General features: G+C 74.4%; 17 protein-coding genes. 10 read left to right on the top strand and 7 right to left on the bottom strand.

The genetic code is table 11. The features are described from left to right. Nucleotides 1-157 precede the first annotated feature (157 nt). The 3 genes from IF30_RS0112110 to IF30_RS0112100 form a co-directional block, all read right to left on the bottom strand. Entirely contained in the window at nucleotides 158-1357 is a 1200-nt protein-coding gene (locus IF30_RS0112110) for an NAD(P)/FAD-dependent oxidoreductase (RefSeq protein WP_030236128.1), read from the bottom strand. Continuing rightward, nucleotides 1354-1551, bottom strand: a complete 198-nt coding sequence (locus tag IF30_RS0112105) for a ferredoxin (protein ID WP_030236125.1) — start codon at nucleotides 1549-1551, stop codon at nucleotides 1354-1356. The genes IF30_RS0112110 and IF30_RS0112105 overlap by 4 nt, the downstream gene beginning before the upstream one ends. 229 nt (nucleotides 1552-1780) lie before the next feature. Beyond that, entirely contained in the window at nucleotides 1781-2980 is a 1200-nt protein-coding gene (locus IF30_RS0112100; protein ID WP_030236123.1) for a cytochrome P450, read from the bottom strand. A gap of 229 nt (nucleotides 2981-3209) precedes the next feature. Between IF30_RS0112100 and IF30_RS0112095 the strand changes: the two genes are divergently transcribed. The 3 genes from IF30_RS0112095 (at nucleotide 3210) to IF30_RS0112085 (ending at nucleotide 6144) form a co-directional block, all read left to right on the top strand. Further along, nucleotides 3210-3779, top strand: coding sequence for a MarR family winged helix-turn-helix transcriptional regulator (locus tag IF30_RS0112095; protein WP_063752599.1), 570 nt, complete (start codon nucleotides 3210-3212; stop codon nucleotides 3777-3779). Nucleotides 3780-4193: 414 nt separating this feature from the next. Beyond that, nucleotides 4194-5528: a diacylglycerol/lipid kinase family protein gene (locus IF30_RS0112090; RefSeq protein WP_420791136.1), complete on the top strand. Its 1335-nt coding sequence runs from the start codon at nucleotides 4194-4196 to the stop codon at nucleotides 5526-5528. 25 nt (nucleotides 5529-5553) lie between these two features. Beyond that, the gene (locus IF30_RS0112085) at nucleotides 5554-6144 is read left to right on the top strand and encodes a phosphatase PAP2 family protein (RefSeq protein WP_234322685.1); all 591 of its coding nucleotides are present in this window, start codon (nucleotides 5554-5556) and stop codon (nucleotides 6142-6144) included. Nucleotides 6145-6226: 82 nt separating this feature from the next. Here the strand turns inward: IF30_RS0112085 and IF30_RS0112080 are convergent, their stop codons facing one another. Next, nucleotides 6227-8419: an AAA family ATPase gene (locus IF30_RS0112080; RefSeq protein WP_051709973.1), complete on the bottom strand. Its 2193-nt coding sequence runs from the start codon at nucleotides 8417-8419 to the stop codon at nucleotides 6227-6229. A 125-nt stretch (nucleotides 8420-8544) separates the two neighbouring features. Next, on the bottom strand, nucleotides 8545-10164 hold the full coding sequence (locus IF30_RS0112075) for an ADP-ribosyltransferase domain-containing protein (RefSeq protein WP_030236108.1): 1620 nt from the start codon (nucleotides 10162-10164) through the stop codon (nucleotides 8545-8547). 218 nt (nucleotides 10165-10382) lie between these two features. Between IF30_RS0112075 and IF30_RS0112070 the strand changes: the two genes are divergently transcribed. From IF30_RS0112070 to IF30_RS0112055, 4 genes are all read left to right on the top strand, one after another. Continuing rightward, nucleotides 10383-11066 (top strand): macro domain-containing protein, encoded by a 684-nt coding sequence (locus tag IF30_RS0112070; RefSeq protein ID WP_030236105.1) that lies wholly within the window; start codon nucleotides 10383-10385, stop codon nucleotides 11064-11066. An 80-nt stretch (nucleotides 11067-11146) separates the two neighbouring features. Further along, nucleotides 11147-11539 (top strand): DUF4180 domain-containing protein, encoded by a 393-nt coding sequence (locus tag IF30_RS0112065; RefSeq protein ID WP_420791135.1) that lies wholly within the window; start codon nucleotides 11147-11149, stop codon nucleotides 11537-11539. A gap of 157 nt (nucleotides 11540-11696) precedes the next feature. Next, a complete protein-coding gene (locus tag IF30_RS0112060) occupies nucleotides 11697-12629 on the top strand; it encodes an N-acetylglucosamine kinase (RefSeq protein WP_051709970.1) in 933 nt (310 codons plus the stop codon). A gap of 107 nt (nucleotides 12630-12736) precedes the next feature. Further along, nucleotides 12737-15553, top strand: coding sequence for a penicillin acylase family protein (locus tag IF30_RS0112055; RefSeq protein ID WP_078891336.1), 2817 nt, complete (start codon nucleotides 12737-12739; stop codon nucleotides 15551-15553). Between the two features lie 40 nt (nucleotides 15554-15593). On the opposite strand, the gene IF30_RS0112050 is transcribed toward IF30_RS0112055, so the two are convergent. Beyond that, the gene (locus IF30_RS0112050) at nucleotides 15594-15896 is read right to left on the bottom strand and encodes a hypothetical protein (RefSeq protein WP_158834951.1); all 303 of its coding nucleotides are present in this window, start codon (nucleotides 15894-15896) and stop codon (nucleotides 15594-15596) included. 200 nt (nucleotides 15897-16096) lie between these two features. Between IF30_RS0112050 and IF30_RS0112045 the strand changes: the two genes are divergently transcribed. Beyond that, nucleotides 16097-16660: a YceI family protein gene (locus IF30_RS0112045; RefSeq protein WP_030236093.1), complete on the top strand. Its 564-nt coding sequence runs from the start codon at nucleotides 16097-16099 to the stop codon at nucleotides 16658-16660. A 135-nt stretch (nucleotides 16661-16795) separates the two neighbouring features. Beyond that, nucleotides 16796-18025 (top strand): threonine synthase, encoded by a 1230-nt coding sequence (locus IF30_RS0112040; RefSeq protein WP_030236091.1) that lies wholly within the window; start codon nucleotides 16796-16798, stop codon nucleotides 18023-18025. A gap of 126 nt (nucleotides 18026-18151) precedes the next feature. Here the strand turns inward: IF30_RS0112040 and IF30_RS0112035 are convergent, their stop codons facing one another. Next, on the bottom strand, nucleotides 18152-18913 hold the full coding sequence (locus IF30_RS0112035) for a class I SAM-dependent methyltransferase (RefSeq protein ID WP_030236088.1): 762 nt from the start codon (nucleotides 18911-18913) through the stop codon (nucleotides 18152-18154). Nucleotides 18914-19009: 96 nt separating this feature from the next. Here IF30_RS0112035 and IF30_RS0112030 point away from each other — a divergent pair, with 96 nt between their 5' ends. Next, nucleotides 19010-19516 carry a winged helix-turn-helix transcriptional regulator gene (locus tag IF30_RS0112030; protein WP_030236085.1) on the top strand — a complete coding sequence of 169 codons (507 nt, stop codon included), beginning with the start codon at nucleotides 19010-19012 and terminating at the stop codon, nucleotides 19514-19516. Nucleotides 19517-19583: the final 67 nt, after the last annotated feature.

Raw genomic sequence — 19583 nt, 5'->3', positions numbered from 1 at the left:
CGGGCGGGCGCGCACCGGCCGAGCGCGCACCGGTCGAGCGCGGACCCTCCCACCGCTGGAGCGGCGGGCGCGCAGGCCGATCCCCCAGCACGCCGATCCCGACCGCCTGCCGGTCCCGACCGCCCGTGTCCTCGCCCGCCTGCGGCCTCGCCCCCGCTCAGGCGGGGACGCCCTGCCACGGGCCGTACGCCGCCACCTGCGCGCGTACCTGCCGCAGCGCCCGGGCGGACGCGATGCCCACGGCGCCGACGACCAGCCCGTCCCGGACGCAGGCGGCGGCGAAGCGGCGCTCGGCGAGGCTGCCGTCGACGAGTTCGAGCCGGTCGGCGCCGCCGGGGCTGCCGTAGGCCTGGACCCGCAGGTCGTACTGGTCGGTCCACAGGTACGGCACGGGCGCGTAGGCCTGCCGGGCGCCGTCCGGGCCGGCCAGCAGGTTGCGGGCGACGCACAGGGCCTGCTCGGTGGCATTGGTGCGCTGTTCGAGGCGCCGGCGGCGGCCGGTGCGGGGGTCGGGCCAGGAGGCGGCGTCACCCGCCGCCCAGACGCCGGGCCCGGCGGCGCAGTGGGCGTCGCACACCACGCCGTCCTCCACCTGGATGCCGCTGCCGGCGAGCCACTCGGTCTCCGGCACGGATCCGATGGCCATCAGCACGACGTCGGCACCCAGTTCGGTGCCGTCGGCCAGCCGGACGCCGGCGGCCCGGCCGCCACGCCGGAGGACTTCCGCCGCCACGCCCTGCCGGATCCGCACCCCGTGCTCGCGGTGCCGGGCGGTCAGCAGCGCGGCCGTCTCGGCGCCCAGGACGCCGGCCAGGGGGGTGGCGGTGGACACCAGCCAAGTCACCTCGACCCCCAGGCCGACGGCGGTGGCCGCCGCCTCCGCGCCGAGCAGCCCGCCGCCGACCACCAACAGGCTTGCACCGGGCCGCAGTTCGGCGCGCAGGGCGAGTGCGTCGGCGAGGGTGCGCAGCACGTGGGCACCGGCCGACGCCGCGTCGGCGCCCGGCAGCCGGCGCGGCCGGACCCCGGTGGCCAGGACGACGGCGTCGCAGCGCACCCGGCGGCCGTCGGAGAGGTGCACCGCCCGGTCCTGCCGGTCGAGCCGCTCGGCCCGCACTCCCAGGCGCAGGTCGAGGTCGAGGTCGTCGAGCGCCTGCGGGCTGCGCAGCGTCAGGCGCTCCGGCTGCCACCCGCCGGCGAGGAGTTGCTTGGAGAGCGGCGGCCGTTCGTACGGCGGCTCCGTCTCGGCACCGATCAGGGTGAGGCGGCCGTCGTAGCCGGCCCGGCGCAGCGCCTCGACGGTGTGCAGTCCCGCCGCGCCCGCGCCAACGACGGCCACCGCGCGTGGTGTGCTCACGCCTCTTCCAGCAGGATCGCGGCGGCCGGGCAGACGGCGGCGGCGTCCCGGACGGCCTGGTGGGATCCGGCCGGGGGCTCGGCGTCGAGGAGGACGACGATGCCGTCCTCGTCCCGCTGGTCGAAGACCTCGGGGGCGGCGAGAACACAGTGTCCGGCGCCGCAGCACTTCTCCTGGTCGATCTGGACGAGCATGGGTGTCCTTTCGGGACGCGGCCGGGTCGGCCTGCTGGAGGAACTGGGGGGAGGCGGGAGGCGGGAGGGGGGCCACGGCGGGCCGAACCGCGGCGGCCCGAATCTCGGTGCGTCCAACCGCCTTCGGGCGGTGGGCCGGTGGCGCCACGGCCGGTCAGGGCCGGTGGCGCCACGGCCGGTCAGGGCCGGTGGCGCCACGGCCGGTCAGGGCCGGCCGCGGCGCCGTCGGTCACCAGGCGACGGGCAGCTCGTGGACGCCGTAGATGATCATCTCGCCGCGGAAGCGGATCTCCTCGAACGGTACGGCCAGGCGCAGTTCGGGCAGTCGACGCAGCACGGTGTCCAGGGCGATCTGCAGTTCCAGGCGGGCGAGCGGCTGCCCCAGGCACTGGTGGACGCCGAAGCCGAAGGCCAGGTGGCGGCGGGCGTCGCGGGTCAGGTCGAGGACGTCACCGCCCGGGAACTCGCTCTCGTCCCGGTTGGCGGTGCTGACCATGCAGATCACGCCCTCCCCCGCCCCGATCCGGACGCCGCCGACGGTGACGTCCTCGGTCGCGACCCGGGTCAGGCCGGAGTGCACGATGGTCAGGTAGCGCAGCAGTTCCTCGACCGCTCCGGCGACGGCCTCCGGGTGTGCGCGCAGGTGGGCGAGCTGGTCGGGGTTCTGCAGCAGGGCCAGGACGGAGAGCGCGGTCATGTTCGCCGTGGTCTCGTGCCCGGCGACCAACAGCAGGCGGCCCATCGCGCCGATCTCCGCGGTCTCCAGCTCGCCGCGGGCCACGAGCCGGCTGAGGATGCCGTCGTCGGGCTCGGCGCGCTTGGCCTCGGTGAGCTTGACCAGGTAGTCGGCCAGTCTCTCCTGGGCGGCGTCCACGTCCGCGACCGAGGAGTCGCGGCGGAGCAGGACGCGGCTGCACTCCTGGAAGAACTCGTGGTCCTGGTACGGGACTCCGAGCAGCAGGCAGATGACGAGCGAGGGCAGCGGCAGCGCGAACTCGTTGACCAGGTCGGCCGAGGTGCGCCCGGCGGTCATCCGGTCCAGCAGGTCGTCGGCGATGCGCTGGATCTCGGGGCGCAGCGCCTCGACCTTCCTGATCATGAACTCGCCGGTGAGCATCCGGCGCAGCCGGGCGTGCTCCGGGTCGTCCATCCGGATGAAGGTGGGCTGACCAGCGCTCAGCTGGCGGGCGCCGGCGCTGATGAACGGGAAGCCGGGGCGGGTGGCGTCCGAGCTGAAGCGGGCGTCGCTGAGCACCGCCTTGACGTCCTCGTGGCGGGTGACCAGCCAGCTGGGGGTGCCGTTCCACAGGGACACGCGGCTGATCGGCTCCTCGTGCCGGGCCTGCTGGTAGGCCGGCGGCGGGTCGAACGGGCAGCCGCCACGGGCGGCGGGGTGGGTGAACCGGGGGGTCTGAGCGGCAGTGGCCATCAGGGGCTCCCTTCTCGGAGCATGGGGTGCCGGCGGCGTCGGGCGGGGGCTGGGGCGCCGCGGAGCAGTTCCGGACCATTTACATGCCCTAAGCAACTAACTCACCGTCACGCTAACTCGCGGTCCGTGGCGATGAAAGGGCTCACCGGATGACGGCCGAATCTGTCCGAAAACCGGTCGGACACCGACGGCCGAGCCACGCCCGCGACCGGATCGCTACAGTTCCTCCATGCCGGACGCCACCGACCATCGGACCGCCACCGCCGACCTGGAGGCCGTACTGGCCTCGCTGGCCTACCTGCTGACCCGATCGCAGGAGCACGAACGCCAGGCCGCCCGGGCCGGCATCACCGCGGCCCGCTCGGACGTCTACCTGCTCCGCGCGCTCGCCGAGGCCGAAGGAGCCAGCCGGGTCGGCGACCTGGCCGCCCGGCTGATGGTCAAGCCCTCCCACGTCACCCGGCAGATCGACCGGCTGCAGAGCCAGCAACTGGTGGAACGCACCCCGGACACGGCGGACCGCCGGGCCCGCCAGGTCGAGCTGACCGCCGAAGGGCTCGCGACGCTCGACCGGCTGAAACGAGCCAACATCGCCGGCCTCACCGACGCACTGGACGGCATCCCGGAGCCGGACGTCGCCGCCACCGTCACCGTCCTGCGCCACCTGGTGGAGCGGTACGTCCACCGGGTCCGGACCACGGTGCTGCCCGACGACGGCCCGCCGCCGAACCGGCCGGCCTCGGGCGCCCCATCGGCCTCGGGCGCCGCACCGGCCTCCCGTCCGCCGGCTCACCACTGACCACCACGCGGGGCGTGCTGGTCGCCGACCCGGCCTCACCTCACTCCCCCCACCAAGCCCAGGCCTGGGGCACCCGACCCGGAGGGCGCCCTGGGGGGCGGGATCGGCGCAGCGGCGCCCGGTGGCGGCCGTGCCCGGTCGGCGGCGAGGATGTGCGGAAGGCCGACCGTGACGCCCGTGACGGCGGAGCCACACGAGACCTGACCGCAGAAGCGCAGGAGGCCAAGAGGCCAAGAGCGCAGAAGTGCAGGAGCGCGAGAGCGCAGGAGTGCGAGAGCGCAGGAGTGCAGGAGTGCATTCCTGCGGACGGGGCAGGCGGGCCGGCACAGACCGGGACCCCCGGGACAGCGGCAAAGGGAGGACGACATCGACGGGACGCGGCAGACGGGCTCCCACGGCGACACGACCGCACGGGTGCTCGCACGGTGCGCGCTGGTGGCCGCGGCCGGTGCCGTGGCCATGCTGGTGCTCGCCCTGGACGAGGGCAGCCTGGAGGTGGTCGCGGTCGGGCTCATGGGGCTGGTGGTCGCGGCCGCCGGCGTCTGGTGGTTCCTGGCGTACCGCGGCGCGGTACGGGTGGTCGGGGCGCTGCTGGCGATCGCGGCGCCGATCGCCCTCGTGGTGCTGTTCGCCTACCACGACCTGTGGCCTACGGCACTGCTCCTGTTCTTCTGCTGGAGCGCGGCGTTGGCCCTGGCCCGGCTGGCGTTGCGCCGGGCCCGCCCTGAGCGCCGCCCGGACCCGGCGTCCGTCACGACCCGGCCCGAGAAGCCGGTGCTCATCATGAACCCGAACTCCGGCGGCGGGAAGGTCGGCCGCTTCGGGCTGGTGGAGCGGGCGGAGCGGCTCGGCGCCAAGGTGGTCCTGCTGGACCCCGACGACCACACCGACGTGGCCGCGCTGGCCCGCAAGGCCGTGGCCGACGGCGCGGACCTGCTCGGCGTCGCGGGCGGCGACGGCACCCAGGCGCTGGTCGCGGCCGTCGCCGCCGAACACGGCCTGCCGTTCCTGGTCGTCTCGGCCGGCACCCGCAACCACTTCGCCATGGACCTCGGCCTCGACCGGGACGACCCGGCCCGTTGCCTCGACGCCCTGACCGCCGGCGAGGAGTTGCGGGTTGACCTCGGCGAGGTCGCGGGCCGGGCCTTCGTCAACACCGTGTCGTTCGGGGTGTACGCGGACGTCGTGCAGCGCCCCGAGTACCGGGACGACAAGGCGGGCACGGCGCTGAACCTCCTGCCCGACCTCCTGGTCGGCGACGAGGGCCGGCGGGTCGACGCCCGGGTCGACGGCACCGCGCCCGAGTCGCTCACCGCCCAGCAGGCGCTGCTGGTCAGCAACAACCCGTACGGCTCCCCCGACGACCTGGGCATCGGCGGCCGCCGGCCCCGGCTCGACAGCGGCGAGCTGGGCGTGGTGGGCATCCGGGTCGAGGGTGCGGCCCAGGCCGCCGACCTCGCCGTACGGGGCTCGCAGTCCACCGGGCTGACGGTGCTGACCGCGCGGCAGGTGGAGGTGACGTCCGACGAGGAGGAGATCCCGGTGGCAGTCGACGGCGAGGCCCTGCGCATGCCCACCCCGGTGGTGGTCACGCTGCGCCCCGGCGCGCTGCGGGTCCTGGTGCCACGCGACCGCCCGGGCGTCGCTCCCGTCACCCCGCGCGTGGACTGGCGGCAGCTCGTCAGCCTTGCGCTCAGCCATGGCGGACCAGCCGCCGGACCGGACTCCGAGGAGGGGGCCCATGCCTGACCAGAACTCCACACCGCCCCCCGCCATGCCCGGCACCCCCGGTGCCCCCGGCACCGCCACGGCGGGCGTGCTCAGTGACCTCCGCGCCGTCGACGGCGCCCTGTACGCGGCCGTGGCCGCGACCCCCACACCGACCTTGGACGTGGCACTCCGGCGGCTGTCCCGCACGGCCGACCACTCGAAGATCTCGCTGACCGTGGCCGCGGGCCTCGCCCTGTTGCCCGGCCGGCCCCGGAAGGCGGCAGTGGTCGGGGTCGCCGCGGTCGCGCTGGCCTCCGCATCGGCGAACCTGCTGGGCAAGCGCCTGGTCCGGCGGCGGCGGCCGGACCGGGAACGGGCCCGGGTGATCGTGGCCCGGCAGGTACCGATGCCCGAGTCGGCCTCCTTCCCGTCGGGGCACACCGCCTCGGCGACGGCCTTCGCCACGGCCGTCGGGGTCGCGCTGCCCCCGGCGGCGGTGCCGCTCGGAGCACTCGCCCTGGCCGTCGGCTACTCCCGCGTGCACACGGGCGTGCACTACCCGGGCGACGTCGCGGCCGGCGCGCTCCTCGGCTTCGCGTCCGCCGCGGCGGCGCTGACCTTCGTCCACGCTCCGCTGCGCCTCACCGGGCGGTGAGCGGCCCGCACGCGGGGCCGGCCGCGCGCGGAGCCGCCCGGCCGGAAGCCTGCCGGCCGGGGCCGGCGCCCCTCCACCTCCCTCACTCCCCCAGCGGGGCGGGCAGCGGCCGGGCGTGGAGGATGTCCAGCCGGGAGACCGCCCTGGTCACGACCACGTAGAGCCGGTTCAGACCGCGCGGCTCGGCGGCCACGATCGCAGCCGGCTCCAGCACCACGACGTGGTCGTACTCAAGCCCCTTGACCAACGAGGCCGGCAGTACCGTCACCCTGGCCGTGGTGCCGACCTGGTCGGCCGCGGCCGTCGGGATGCCGGCTGCCCGGAGGGCTTCGGCGGCCGCCGCCACCGCGCCGTCCGCCGCGATGACCGCGATCGAGCCCTCGTGTTCCAGCGCGGCCCGGACCGCCGCCACCGCCGCGCCACCGAGGTCAGCCCCGTCGGCCCCCGCTACCCCGCCAGCCCCGCCGATCCCCGCGACCCCGTCGGCCCCCGCGACCCCGTCGGCCCCCGCTACCCCGTCGGCCCCCGCGACCCGCCGTACCGTCAATTCGCCGTCCGCCCGCAGCGAGACGGCCTGCGGCACGTCCACGTCCAGGGCGCCCAGCACCCGGTTCGCCAGTGCCATCACCGCGGCCGGAACGCGGAAGCCCGTGGTCAGCGGCACCACGGCGGCCCCCGGTTTGCCGAGGTGGGCCAGTTGCTCGGGCCAGCTGCGGGCCGCCCAGGGAGCGGTCGCCTGGGCGAGGTCGCCGAGGACGGTGAGGGAGCCGAAGGCGCTGCGGCGGGCGATCGCCCGGCACTGCATCGGCGAGAGGTCCTGGGCCTCGTCCACGACGACGTGCCCGAAGCCGGCGGGGTGCTCGATCAGTCCCGCCACCTCGTCGAGCAGCATCAGGTCGTGTTCGGACCACTTGGCGCTCTTCTCCGAGCGCGGCGGTCGGCGCCACAGGATCGCCGCCTGTTCCTCCGGGCTCAGCACTCCGCCGGCGGCCTCGGCCAGGACGGCGGGGTCGCTGAGCATCGCGGCGACCACCGTCTCCGGGCGCAGGTGCGGCCAGGCCGCGTCCAGGAAGGCCGTGACCGGTTTGCAGCGGCCGACCCTGCGCTGCCAGGCGCCGGGCATCACGCCGGCCCGCCGCTCGGCCTGGTCCTGCACCAGGGCCACCACGCGGGTGCGGACGCTCTCCCGGCCGATCGCGTAGGGCGGCGCCTGCTCGCGCAGTTCGGCGACCACCCGGTCCAGCTTCTCCGGCGGCACCCGCCAGCGGTAGGAGCCGTCGGGGACGACCAGCGGCTCCGAGCCCGTCGCCCGGATCCGCCCGTACAGTGCCCGGCGCAGCACCGTCGCCATCCGGGCGTCCTGTTTGACCGCGGCGGCCCGGTCGTCGTCCATGGCGGCGACCGGCCGGGTGGCGACCAGGTCCTCGACGGTGCACTGACGGACACCGATCTCGCCGAGCGCGGGCAGGACTTCGGCGATGTGGCGCAGGAAGGTCCGGTTGGGCCCGATGACCAGCAGGCCGCCGCGCCGGATCCGCTGCGGGAAGCTGTAGAGCAGGTAGGCGGCGCGGTGCAGGCCGACGGCGGTCTTGCCGCTGCCGGGCGCCCCCTGCACGCACACGGACTCGCCCGGCTCGCCCCGTACCAGTTCGTCCTGCTCGGGCTGGATGGTGGCGACGATGTCGCGCATCGGGCCGGTGCGGGGCCGCTCGATCTCGGCGGTGAGGATGCCGCTCGCGCCGGGCTCGGGCGCGCTGGGGGCGGCGCCACCGAGGAGTTCGTCCTCCAGCCCGGTCAGCTCGTCCGGCGCGCCGAGGCTCCACGGCGCCCAGCCGAACCGGCGGCGCCGGGCGAGCCCGAGCGGGTCGTGGGCGCCTGCCTGGTAGAACGCCCGGCAGACCGGGGCCCGCCAGTCGACCACGAGCGGCGGCGCGGTCGGGTCCTCGGAGATCCGCTGCCGGCCGACGTAGTAGCGCTGGCGCCGGTGGTCCCCGGCCTCCGGGGTGTCGGCGAAGTCGAGGCGGCCGAAGAAGGACGGGCTCTGCGGCAGCTCCTTGAGTTCCTTGGCGCGCGTCCGCAGGTAGCGGCCGAGCGCCTCGGCGCTGGCGCCGTCGCCGGAGACGTCCTCCCCCGCGACGACCTGGTGGCTCGCGTCCTCGACCTGCCGGGCCGTGGCCGCCCGGCAGGCCTGCACGTAGGCGCGTTCGCGTCGCAGTTCGCCGTCGAGGCCGTGCATTTCCGGCGCGGTCTCCGACCGCTGGGCTTCCGAGGTCATGGTTCACGTCCTTTCCGCGCCAAGCGCCACGGGCTGGCTCCCCTGCTCGTCGGATCTCAGCATAACTGAACCAGGTCAAAGTTCTTACTTGGTTGCCTCTCGTCGGCGGCAGGACGGCGAAAAGGTCAGGACACCAGCGGCGCCTCCGCCAGCTCGGTCAGCGTCACGGTGCACAGCCCGCCGCGCTCCGCCCGGACGTCCGTGACCTGCAGCTGGGTGCCCGGCAGCAGGATGAACTCCTCCTCGCCGGTGAAGGCCGAGAACTTCTGGATGCCCGCGGCCCGGACGGGGCGCACCTCGAAGAGCGTCCGCTTGCCCCGGCTGCCGAGGAAGGCCTGCGCCACCCCGAGCTGGGAGGTGCAGGAGGACACGCCCCACCACGTCACCGTCGAACCGAGCGGGTACTGCCGGCGCAGGTCCAGCGACACCCCGCGCCAGAGCGGCGCGGTACGGGCGGGCAGCCGCGACACCGCCGCGAACAGCAGCCGCAGGTAGGGGAGGTAGGGCACCAGCCGGGCGCGGTCCGGCGAGCGCAGCACGGCGTTGATCTCCCGGTAGAACGCCGACTCGCAGGTGTACAGGTAGAGCGCGGCGATCTCGTCGGCGGACAGGCCGGCGTCCGCCTCGTCCACCCGCCGCTTGCCGAAGTCGTGCGACAGCGCGACGTGCCGGTCGAGGCCGCGCAGCAGCTCGGCGACGGGGGCGGCGGCCTCCCGGAAGCCCATCAGCGGGGTGTCGAACACACCGGTGATGGCGGGCAGGACGAGGCCTTCGTCCTTCACGCTCGCGAGGCGGTCCAGGTAGAGCTGGTGCAGCTCCATCGTGGAGGCGATGAAGGCGCCCATCCGCTCGGCGACCTCGCCGTCCGCCCCGCCGCCCTCGGCCGACTGCGCGTTCCATCCGGTACTGGGCAGCCAGTCGACCTCCTCGGCGCCGAGCGAGGCGAGGGCGGCGTTGACCGTCGCGAAGTGCTCGCCGTCGCAGAAGATGTCGCCCTGGGCGGCCGGATTGGCGTGGTCGATGTGCCGGACCTCGACCTCGGGGTACTTCTTCTGCAGCCGCAGCACGACGTTCTTCAGGTTGCGCGCGTGCGCGCCCCACCAGGCGAAGACCACGTAGCGGTCCTCCTCGGCGGCCTGCTGCTTGGAGCGGAGGATCTCCTCGACGATCCGCTCGGCGACCGGCCGCCAGAACGCCGTGTGCTGGTCCGGGCCCATCGCGCCGTCACTGCTGGCGGTCAGCGCCGCGTTCAGCAGCAGCACGCCCTGGGTGAGCATCGCCTGGAACCACTCCGGCGGCTGGACGGTCCCCTCCTTCTTCAGCAGCGCCCGTATGTCGGCGATCGGCGTCTTCTTGGGGATGCCGTACTTCCACATCGCCGCGGCCTTGATGATGCAGCGGATGCTGACGACCCGGCCGAACTTGCTGTCCTTCCAGTCGTGGAAGGTGTTGTCGAACATCGCGATGCCGGTCGCACTCTCCGGCCGCGGGTACGGGTTCTGTCCGAAGACCACGACCTTCCACCGGTGCGGTGCGTGCGGCTTGAGCGCCTGGAAGGTCAGCTCGCGGACCGGGACGACGTCCGGGCCGCGGCCGGGGCCGATGAACGAGGCCGCGCCGGGCTGCGCCTCGATGACCGGCCTCAGCAGCGGGAGCCACGGCTCGCCGCCGCCCGTGAACAGCTCCGCGAGGGCGAGCGGGTCGTTCGGGTCGGGCTGGGTGGCGGGGGTGTCGACAGCGCTCATGGTGGTGCAACTCCGGACTGGTCGGAACGGTGTGAAAAGCGGACCGCAGAGAGGTGACGCTCCATCAGTTCCCCTGGCGGACACCACAGTCCTACCACCCGGGTCCGACAGACCCGACCGCCGCACGGCCCACCGGCGGACGGCCGACGGATTGTCAGTGGCACGCGCTAGCTTCGTCCACGTCAGCAGGACCGGCACCGACCGACAGGAGTTCCACCATGACCACGGACCGCACCCAGGAACCGCTCAAGGTCGTCTTGACCGACCTCAACGCCACGGTGGTCGAGTCGTGGCGGGCGGCCTTCGCGGACACCCCCGGCATCGAGATCCGGCACGCCTCGCTCCTCGCCACGACGGTCGACGCCTGGGTCAGCCCCACCAACTCCCGCGGCCGGATGGACGGCGGGACGGATGCGGCGATCAAGCGCCACCTGGGCGCGGGCATCCAGCTCCGGGTGCAGAAGGCGATCCGCGACGGCCACACCGGCACGCTCCCGGTGGGCAGCGCGGTGTGCGTCCCGTCCGGGGCCGTCAACCCCAGGTTCCTGATATCGGCCCCGACCATGGAGACGTCCTCGCAGAACGTGAGCGAGACGTTGAACGTGGCCCTGGCCTGCGCCGCCGCCTTCCAGGCGGTCCACCGGCAGAACCGGCTGGAGCCGGGCTCCATCCGCTCCGTCGCGCTGGTCGGCATGGGCGCCCGGACGGGCCGGGTTCCCGCCCGGGTCTGCGCCAACCTGATGTGGACGGGCTACACCCTCTTCAACGACCACCACTTCGAGGACGACGACGAGCTGCGCGCAACCATCCTCGCCCAGTTGGACGACCTGGAGCGGGCGCCCGCCACCCAGCGGGTCCGGATCGCGGCGCCCGCCCGCCGCGGCCCGGCCGGGAGGGCGTGACGCACCCGCTCCGGCCTGCCGACAAACCGGTACCCGGCCCGCGGTCGTCGGCATACAGTGGGCCCGGCACACGAAGGATCATGTCTCATCACCCGGAGGCCGACATGGCGGACGACATCAAGGAATTCAGCGGCGCGAAGGTCCTCGTGTGCGACCCGGCCGGGCCCACGGTCGCCACCCCGCAGGATGCCCTCGACCTCATCGGCGCGGCCTTCGCCGGTGCCGAGATCGTCGCCGTGCCCGCCGAGCGGATGGACGACGACTTCTTCGACCTGAGCACCCGCTTCGCCGGCGAGGTGATGCAGAAGTTCGTCAACTACCACCTCAAGCTGGCCGTCGTCGGCGACATCTCCCGCCATCTGGAGGCCAGTTCCGCGCTGCGCGCCCTGGTCGCCGAGTCGAACGCCTCCCACCACATATGGTTCCTCGCCGACCTGGAAGCCCTCGACACCCGCCTGCGGGCCACCGCCTGACCAAGGGCACCTCCCTCACGGCCGCGCCCGGCACCGACCGTTCAGGCCAGGACCGACCGTTCAGGCCAGCACCGAGCGTTCACGCCAGCCCGACCGTTCACGCCGGCACCGACCGTTCGCCCCAGCGCGGCACGCCCCTGTCCCCCGGAGCCGCCCCGTGACCACCCTCCACCTCGGCATCGACGCCGGCGGCAGCCACACCCGCGCCGTCCTGCTCGACGCCGCGGGCACGCCGCTCGGCCGGGGCCGTAGCGGCGGCGGCAACCCCGCCGGGAGCGACCCGGCCGGGACGGTCGAGCACCTGGCCGCCGCCGTGTCGGCCGCGCTCGGCGCCCGGGGCCCGGGCCGGGTCGAGTCCTGTCTCGTCGGCCTCGCCGGCTACCGGGCGCTGGCCGACCCGGACGGCTTCGCCCAGCGGTGCCAGGCCGCCCTCGGCCTGGGCTGTCCCGTACGGATCGTCCCCGACACCGTCCCCGCCCTGGCCTCCGGTGGTGTCGCCGACGGCCGGGGCACCGTGCTGATCGCCGGGACGGGCGCGATCTGCGTCCGCCTCGACGGCGCCCGCACCCTCGCCCGCAGCGGCGGCCTCGGCTGGCTGCTCGGCGACGAGGGCGGGGGCTTCTGGCTCGGCCGCGAGGTGCTCCGCCGCGCCCACGCCGATCCGGACAGCGCCCTCGGCACCGCCGTCCGCGCCCACTGCGCCGCCGGTTCCGAGGACGAACTGCTGCGGTGGGCCTACGCCGGGCCGCCCCGGCGGCTCGCGGGCCTCGCTCCGCTGGTCTCCCGCCTCGCGGCCGACGGTGATCCCGGCGCGCTCGCCCTCGCCCGCGCGGCCGCCGACCACCTAGCCGGTCTCGTCCGCGCCACCGCCGCGCCCACCGAACCGCTGGTCCTCACCGGCTCGGTCGCCACCTCCGCCGGCCCGATCCGTGAGCACCTGCTGCGCCGCCTCAGCGACCTCGGCCCGCGCCTGCCGACCACCGACGCCGCTACCGCCGCCGCCCGCCTCGGTGCCGACCGTCCCCAGTCGCCGCCTACGCCACCTCCGGGAGTCCGACCTCGCACGTTCCACGCCCGCCCACCTCACTGACCGTCAGCCCGACGCTGCTCCAACGAAAATGGCATGCACGCCACTAGCCAACCGTCCAGTAGCACCCCTACCGTCGACTCCCCGTGGCTTCGACGGAGGAGTCCGCCTTGCGCCTACGCCCCCACCCCCTCCGATTCCCGGCCGCCGCCCTCGCGTCGGCCCTGCTCGTCACCGCCGCCCTGACCACCACACCCACCGCAACCGCCGCCGCGCCGACCCCACCGACCGCCGCTGCCGGCGCCACCGCCAACGACCACTGCGGTGGCCACTGCGCCGACATCCTGCCGCCCGGCGAGAACGGCAACGCCACCCTCTCCGACATCCTGCTCAACCGGATGTTCGGCACCCGCCCCGCCCACACCGACGACCAGCTCGGCCCGTACGCCGCTCTCGCCTCGGGCTACCCCGGCCTCACCGAGGCCAAGCTGCGGGACTTCTTCAACGACGCCTCCTTCGGCGTCCCCGCCGACCAGGTCGCCAGCACCACCAGCCCGCGCCCGGACGTCACGATCGTGCGCGACAAGGCCGCCGGCGTCCCGCACATCACCGGCACCACCCGCTACGGCACCGAGTTCGGCGCCGGCTACGCCGCCGCCCAGGACCGGCTCTGGGTGATGGACCTCTTCCGGCACGTCGGCCGCGGCCAGCTGTCCGGCTTCGCGGGCGGCGCCGCCGCGAACCGCTCGCTGGAGCAGAGCTTCTGGCAGGCCGCGCCGTACACCGAGGCGGAGCTGCAGCAGCAGATCGACGCCATCGCCGCCCGCGGCGGCCGGGCCGCCCAGGCCCTCACCGACGCCAACGCCTACCTGGACGGCGTCAACCAGTACGCCAAGGAGGCCTACAACGCCCGCACCTTCCCGGGCGAGTACGACCTGACCGGGCACATCGACCCGATCACCAACGCCGGGTCCATCGAGCCCTTCAGACTGACCGACCTGGTCGCCCTGGCCTCCGTGGTCGGCGCGCTGTTCGGCTCCGGCGGCGGCAACGAGCTCGCCTCCGCCCAGGTCAAGTCGGCCGCCGAGGCCCGGTACGGCAAGGACGCCGGGGACGCGGTGTGGAAGTCCCTGCGGGAGGCCGACGACCCCGAGGCCGTGCAGACCCTGCACGACGGGCAGACCTTCCCGTACGCGACGGTGCCCGACCAGCCCCGGGGCGAGGCGCTGCCCGACCCCGGCTCGGTGGTCCCCGAGCGGTTGGTCTACGACGCCACCGGCTCGGCGAACACCGCCACCACGACGGCCGCCGGCGTGCTCCCGGGCAACCTGCTCACCGCCAAGCACGGCATGTCCAACGCCCTCCTGGTCTCCGGCGCGCACACCGACGACGGCCACCCGGTGGCCGTGTTCGGCCCCCAGACCGGCTACTTCGCCCCGCAGCTGCTGATGCTGGAGGAGATCCAGGGCCCGGGGATCAGCGCCCGCGGCGCCGCGTTCGCAGGTCTGAGCTTCTACGTGCAGCTCGGCCGCGGCCAGGACTACGCATGGAGCGCCACCTCCGCGGGGCAGGACATCACCGACAGCTACGCCGTCCCGCTCTGCACGACCGACGGCTCCCCGGTCACCACGGCGTCCGGCTCCTACCTGTGGCACGGCCAGTGCCTGCCCTTCGACCGGCTGGAACGCAAGAACGCGTGGAACCCGACCACCGCCGACTCCACCGCGGCGGGCTCCTACACCCTGGTGATGTACCGCTCGAAGTACGGCCTGGTCACCGCCCGCGGCACGGTCGGCGGTGCGCCCGTCGCCTTCACCGCGCTGCGCTCCACGTACCGCCACGAGGCCGACTCCATCATCGGCTTCCAGGAGCTCAACGACCCCGGCGCGGTGCACGACGCGGCGAGCTTCCAGCAGGCCGCGCAGGACATCAACTACACCTTCAACTGGTTCTACGCCGACTCCCGCGACATCGCCTACTACAACTCCGGCACCAATCCGGTCCGCGCCGCGGGAGTCGATGCCGGACTGCCGGTGCTCGCCCAACCCGCCTACGAGTGGGCGGACTTCGACCCCGCCACCAACACGGCCCGGTACACCCCGGCGGCGCAGCACCCGCAGTCCGTCGACCAGGACTACTACGTCTCCTGGAACAACAAGCAGGCGAACGGCTACACCTCGGCGGCCTTCGGCAACGGATCGGTGCACCGCGGCAACCTGCTCGACGACCGGGTCAGGGCGCTGCTCCGGAACGGCGGCAAGGTCAGCCGGGTCTCGCTCACCCAGGCCATGGAGAGCGCCGCCCTCGCCGACCTGCGGGCCGAGGACGTGCTGCCCGATCTCGTCCGGGTGCTGCGCAGCGCACCGGTCACCGACCAGGCCGCCCTCACCGCCCTGCAGCAGTTGGAGGCCTGGCTCGCCGACGGCGCCCAGCGCAAGGAGACGTCCCCCGGCAGCCACACCTACGCGGATGCGACCGCGATCCGGGTGATGGACGCCTGGTGGCCGCTGGTGTCCGAGGGCGTGATGCGGCCGGGGCTCGGCGACCAGCTGTTCACCGCACTGACCGGAGCCCTGCAGATCAACGAGTCGCCGTCCGGCGGCCAGACCGGCCCCGGCGGCGGCCCGGTGAGCGCCAACGAGGGCATCCCGCACAAGGGTTCGGCCTTCCAGTACGGCTGGTGGAGCTACCTGGACAAGGACCTGCGCTCCGTCCTCGGCGACCAGGTGAAGGGCCCGCTGGCGCGCCCGTTCTGCGGCGGGGGAGACCTGGCGGCCTGCCGCACCGTCCTGCTGGATACCCTCGAGCGCGCGGCCGCCCAGACCGCCGCCCAGGTCTACCCCGGTGACGCGGACTGCTCCGCCGGCGACCAGTGGTGCGCCGACACGATCGTCCAGCGCCCGCTGGGCGGCGTCACGGACGCCAAGACCACCTGGCAGAACCGTCCGACGTACCAGCAGGTGGTGCAGTTCCCCGACCACCGCTGAGGCGACACCGCCGGGCTCCGCAGCAGGGGCCCGGCGGCCGTCACTTCACCCGCTCGGCGGCGAGCTTCTCGTCGCCCCGCAGGTTGTTCGCCTCGTCGCGCAGCCGCCTGCCCGCGACCGCGTACGTCCTGCAGGTGGCGTTGGTGGTCATCTGCTCGGCCATCACGCCGACCAACTCCCCTGCGCTCTCCACCAGCTCGGCGAGCGCGCGCAGCAGCGCGGCCTCCTCCCCCTCCGGGACCTTGTCGCGGCCGCTCTCCCGGGCCTTCGGCAGGGCGTTCTCCCGAAGCTGCCGCCGCGCCTCGTCGACCGCCTCGACCATCGCCCGTACGCCACTGTCCATTCCGGACCCCTGATCCTTCCGAGCCTCCGTTGTCCCGGGTTCCCTTCCCACCCCCCGCCTCGCTTAGGCCCCTTCACCGCGCGACTCGCCGGATCAGCACCTAGCGTGGTCCGGGGACCGCCCGCACCGTGCCGGGCCGAGGTCCGACAGCCGCCCCCGCCGGGCGGAGGTCCGAGATACGACCAGGAGGCTTGCCGACCATGACCGCCGATCTCGCCGAACTCACCGGCGACTACGTCCTGGACCCCGCCCACACCCGGATCGGCTTCGTCGCCCGCCACGCCATGGTGACCAAGGTCCGCGGCGCGTTCCACAGCTTCGAAGGCACCGCCCACCTCGACGGTGCCGACCCGGCCCGCTCGACCGGACAAGTGGTGATCAAGGCCGAGAGCATCGACACCGGCGTCGAACAGCGCGACCAGCACCTGCGCACCAACGACTTCCTGGACGCGCCGACCTTCCCGGACATCACCTTCCGCAGCACCTCGGTCGAGAAGCGCTCCGACACCGAGTTCCGGGTCACCGGGGACCTCACCATCAAGGACGCCACCCGTCCGGTGACCATCGACTTCGAGTACACCGGCAACGCCGTCGACCCGTACGGCAACCTGCGGGTGGGCCTGGAGGGTTCGGTGACCATCAGCCGCAAGGACTTCGGTGTCACCTGGAACGCGGCGCTGGAGGGCGGCGGCGTCCTGGTCGGCGACAAGGTGGTCCTGGAGTTCGACATCTCCGCCGTCCGCCAGGACGGCAAGGACGGCTAGCGCAGCCGAGACGGCCGGCGCCGCCGGCACGGCGGGAGCATCCGGCGCCGCCGGAACCGGTGAGGCCGGAGCCGGTGACCAGCGGGAGCCGGAAACCACCGGCCCCGCCGCGAACCCTCCGGTTAGTCTCCTGCCATGGCGACTGACACGGCACCGGCAGACTCCCTCGCGACCGGCCAGCGTTCTCTCGGCGACCCCGGCCTCGACTTCCCGCTCTGGCCCCCGCTCACCACGGGCTGCCCGCGCACGAGCACCGACGACGTCTCCTACCCGGTCGAGGTCGACTACGCCTACGACAAGGCCGACCCGGCGAGCCTGTTCGTCCCCTCCCCCACCCGCGGTGGTCTGGAGCGCTGGGCCCCGCTGCTGCCGCCGCTGCTCGCGCCGGGCCTGGGCGAGGGCGCCACGCCGCTGGTCGAGATCGAACCCGGGGTGTACGTCAAGGACGAGTCGCGCAACCCCACCTGGAGCCACAAGGACCGGCTGAACCGCTGCACCACCAGCGCCGCCGTGGGCGTCGGCGCTCCCGGCATCGCGGTCGCCTCCTCCGGCAACCACGGCGCCTCGGCCGCCGCCTACGCCGCCCGCGCCGGGCTGCGCTGCGTCGTGTTCACCGGCCCGGACCTGCCGCCGAACGTCGACGCCTTCCTCACCGCCTACGGCGCGGTGGTCGTCCCGGTCCCGTGGGAGGCCCGCTGGCCGCTGATGCGGCAGGTGGTCGACCGCCTCGGCCTGCACCCGGTCAGCAATCTGACCACCACCCACACCGGACACGCCTTCGGCCCCGAGGGCTACAAGACCGTCGCGTACGAGATCTTCCAGGATGTCGGCGTGCCGAGCGCCGTGTTCGTCCCCACCGGTTACGGCGAGCTGCTGTACGGCGTCTGGAAGGGCTTCGCCGAGCTGCGCCGCCTGGGACTGACCGACCGGGTGCCGCGGATCCACTCGTGCGAGACCGCCGCCTCCGGTCCGCTCGCCCGCGCGATCGCGGCGGACCTGCCGGCCGTGCGGGTGCCGGTCGGCCCGAGCGACGCCTACTCGATCGCCTCCCCGGTCAACGGCTACCGGGGCGTGGTCGCGGTGCGCACGAGCGGCGGCCGGGCCCTGACCCTGGACGACGGCCAACTGGCCGACGCCCAGGGCGAACTGGCCCGGGCCGGGCTGTGGACGGAGCTGTCCGCGGCGGCCGGTCTGGCCGGTCTGCGCAGCCTCGGCGAGCCGGACCTGTCGGACGGCCCGGTGGTCTGCGTGTCGACCTCCAGCGGCTTCAAGGACAAGGGCGTCGGCACCCGCCGCACCGAGCCGGTGGCCCCCGAGTGGGGCGCCGTCCTCGCCCGCCTGCGGACCGCCGGGATCACGGCCTAGCCCGGATCGCGGCCCGGCCCCGCGTCACCGGCCGGGCCGCGTCCGGGACGTGCCCACGACCTCTCCCAGGCGGCGGTGCGACTTCGCCGCGAACTCCGTTCCGACCCCGCTGCGGCCTCACTGGCCTCACTGCGGCTTCACCGCCCATCCGAGGTAGGTGACCTGTGGCCGGGCGGTCGGCGACAGCACGAAGTCGACCAGCGGCGGGATCTCCGCGTCGGTGATCCGACCGCTCCGGCGGCCCATGACCGCCCGGACCAGGCCGAGTGCGCTCCGCGGCTTGAACTCCCGGACGTCTCGGCTGCGCAGGCCGTGCCGGGCGAGCGCGGCGCCGACCTCGGCCGGGGTGCGCAGCCGGTCGGCGCGGTAGCGGCCGGGCGGCATGATCCGGGTCATCGGGACGGCCTGGAACGCGCCGAGGTAGACCAGCCTGGAGAGCGCGGTACGGCTGACGGTGTCGTAGACGAAGGCCCCGCCCGGGGCGAGCACCCGGGCCACCTCGCCGAGGACGCCGTCCAGGTCGGCGGTGACCTCCAACGTGTCGGCGCCGTAGACCAGGTCGAACCCTCCTTCGTCGAAGGGCAGTTCCTCGGCCCGCGCGACCAGGTCGGCGATCGCCAGGCCGTCCCGCCGGTGCGCTTCCCGGGCGTACGCGGTGGCCACCGGGGACGGGTCCACGGCGGTCACCCGGTAGCCGGCCCCGGCCAGTCCGGCGGCGACCAGGCCGCGCCCGCCGCCGACCACCAGGGCCCGGCGGCCCTCGCCGCCCGGGGCGACCTCGGCCAGGTACTCCATCCGGACCGCCTGGAACGACAGGGCGCGGATGTGCCGTCCGTCGATCGCCTCCGGGGTGGGTGCGTCGAGTTCGATGTGTGGGGTGGTGCGCATGGCTGAACTCCCTACGGACGCTCTCGATGCTTCAGGTTCCCTGAAGGAACCTATCAGCCGCGGGTTTCCTCGGGGAACCCGACTAGGCTGGCCACCATGACCCGCACCTCGCTCGCCGACGTCGCCTGCTCCATCGCCCGCGCCACCGACCTGTTCGGCGACGCCTGGACGGCGCTGATCATGCGGGACGTGCTCACCGGCATCCACCGCTTCGACGACCTCGCCCACGACCTGGGCATCTCCCGCAAGGTCCTGGCCGCCCGGCTGTCCCGGCTGGTCGAGGACGGCGTGCTGGTCCGCGAGCGCTACCAGGAGCACCCGCCGCGCGAGGAGTACCGGGCCACCGAGAAGGGCTCCGAGCTGCACTCCGTCCTGATGGCCCTGATGGCCTGGGGCGACCGCTGGTACGCGGGCCAGGCCGGCCCTCCGGCCAGGATCCACCACCTCGACTGCGGGCACGACACCACGCCCGTGACGGCCTGCGGCCACTGCGGCGGCCCGATCACCGCCGCCAACACCACCGCACTGCCCGGCCCCGGCGGCCGGGTCGGCCCCGGCACCCAGGTGCTCGGCCCGCTCCTCCTCGCTCGCACAGAACCCTGACGCCCCCGCCCCCCACCACACACAACCTGCCCCGACCCGCGCACCGGGCCGCACCTACCCTGCGGGC

It is taken from the genome of Streptomyces sp. NRRL S-350 (assembly GCF_000719705.1).
Taxonomy (GTDB): domain Bacteria; phylum Actinomycetota; class Actinomycetes; order Streptomycetales; family Streptomycetaceae; genus Kitasatospora.
This window is presented reverse-complemented; position numbering and strand designations above follow the sequence as displayed.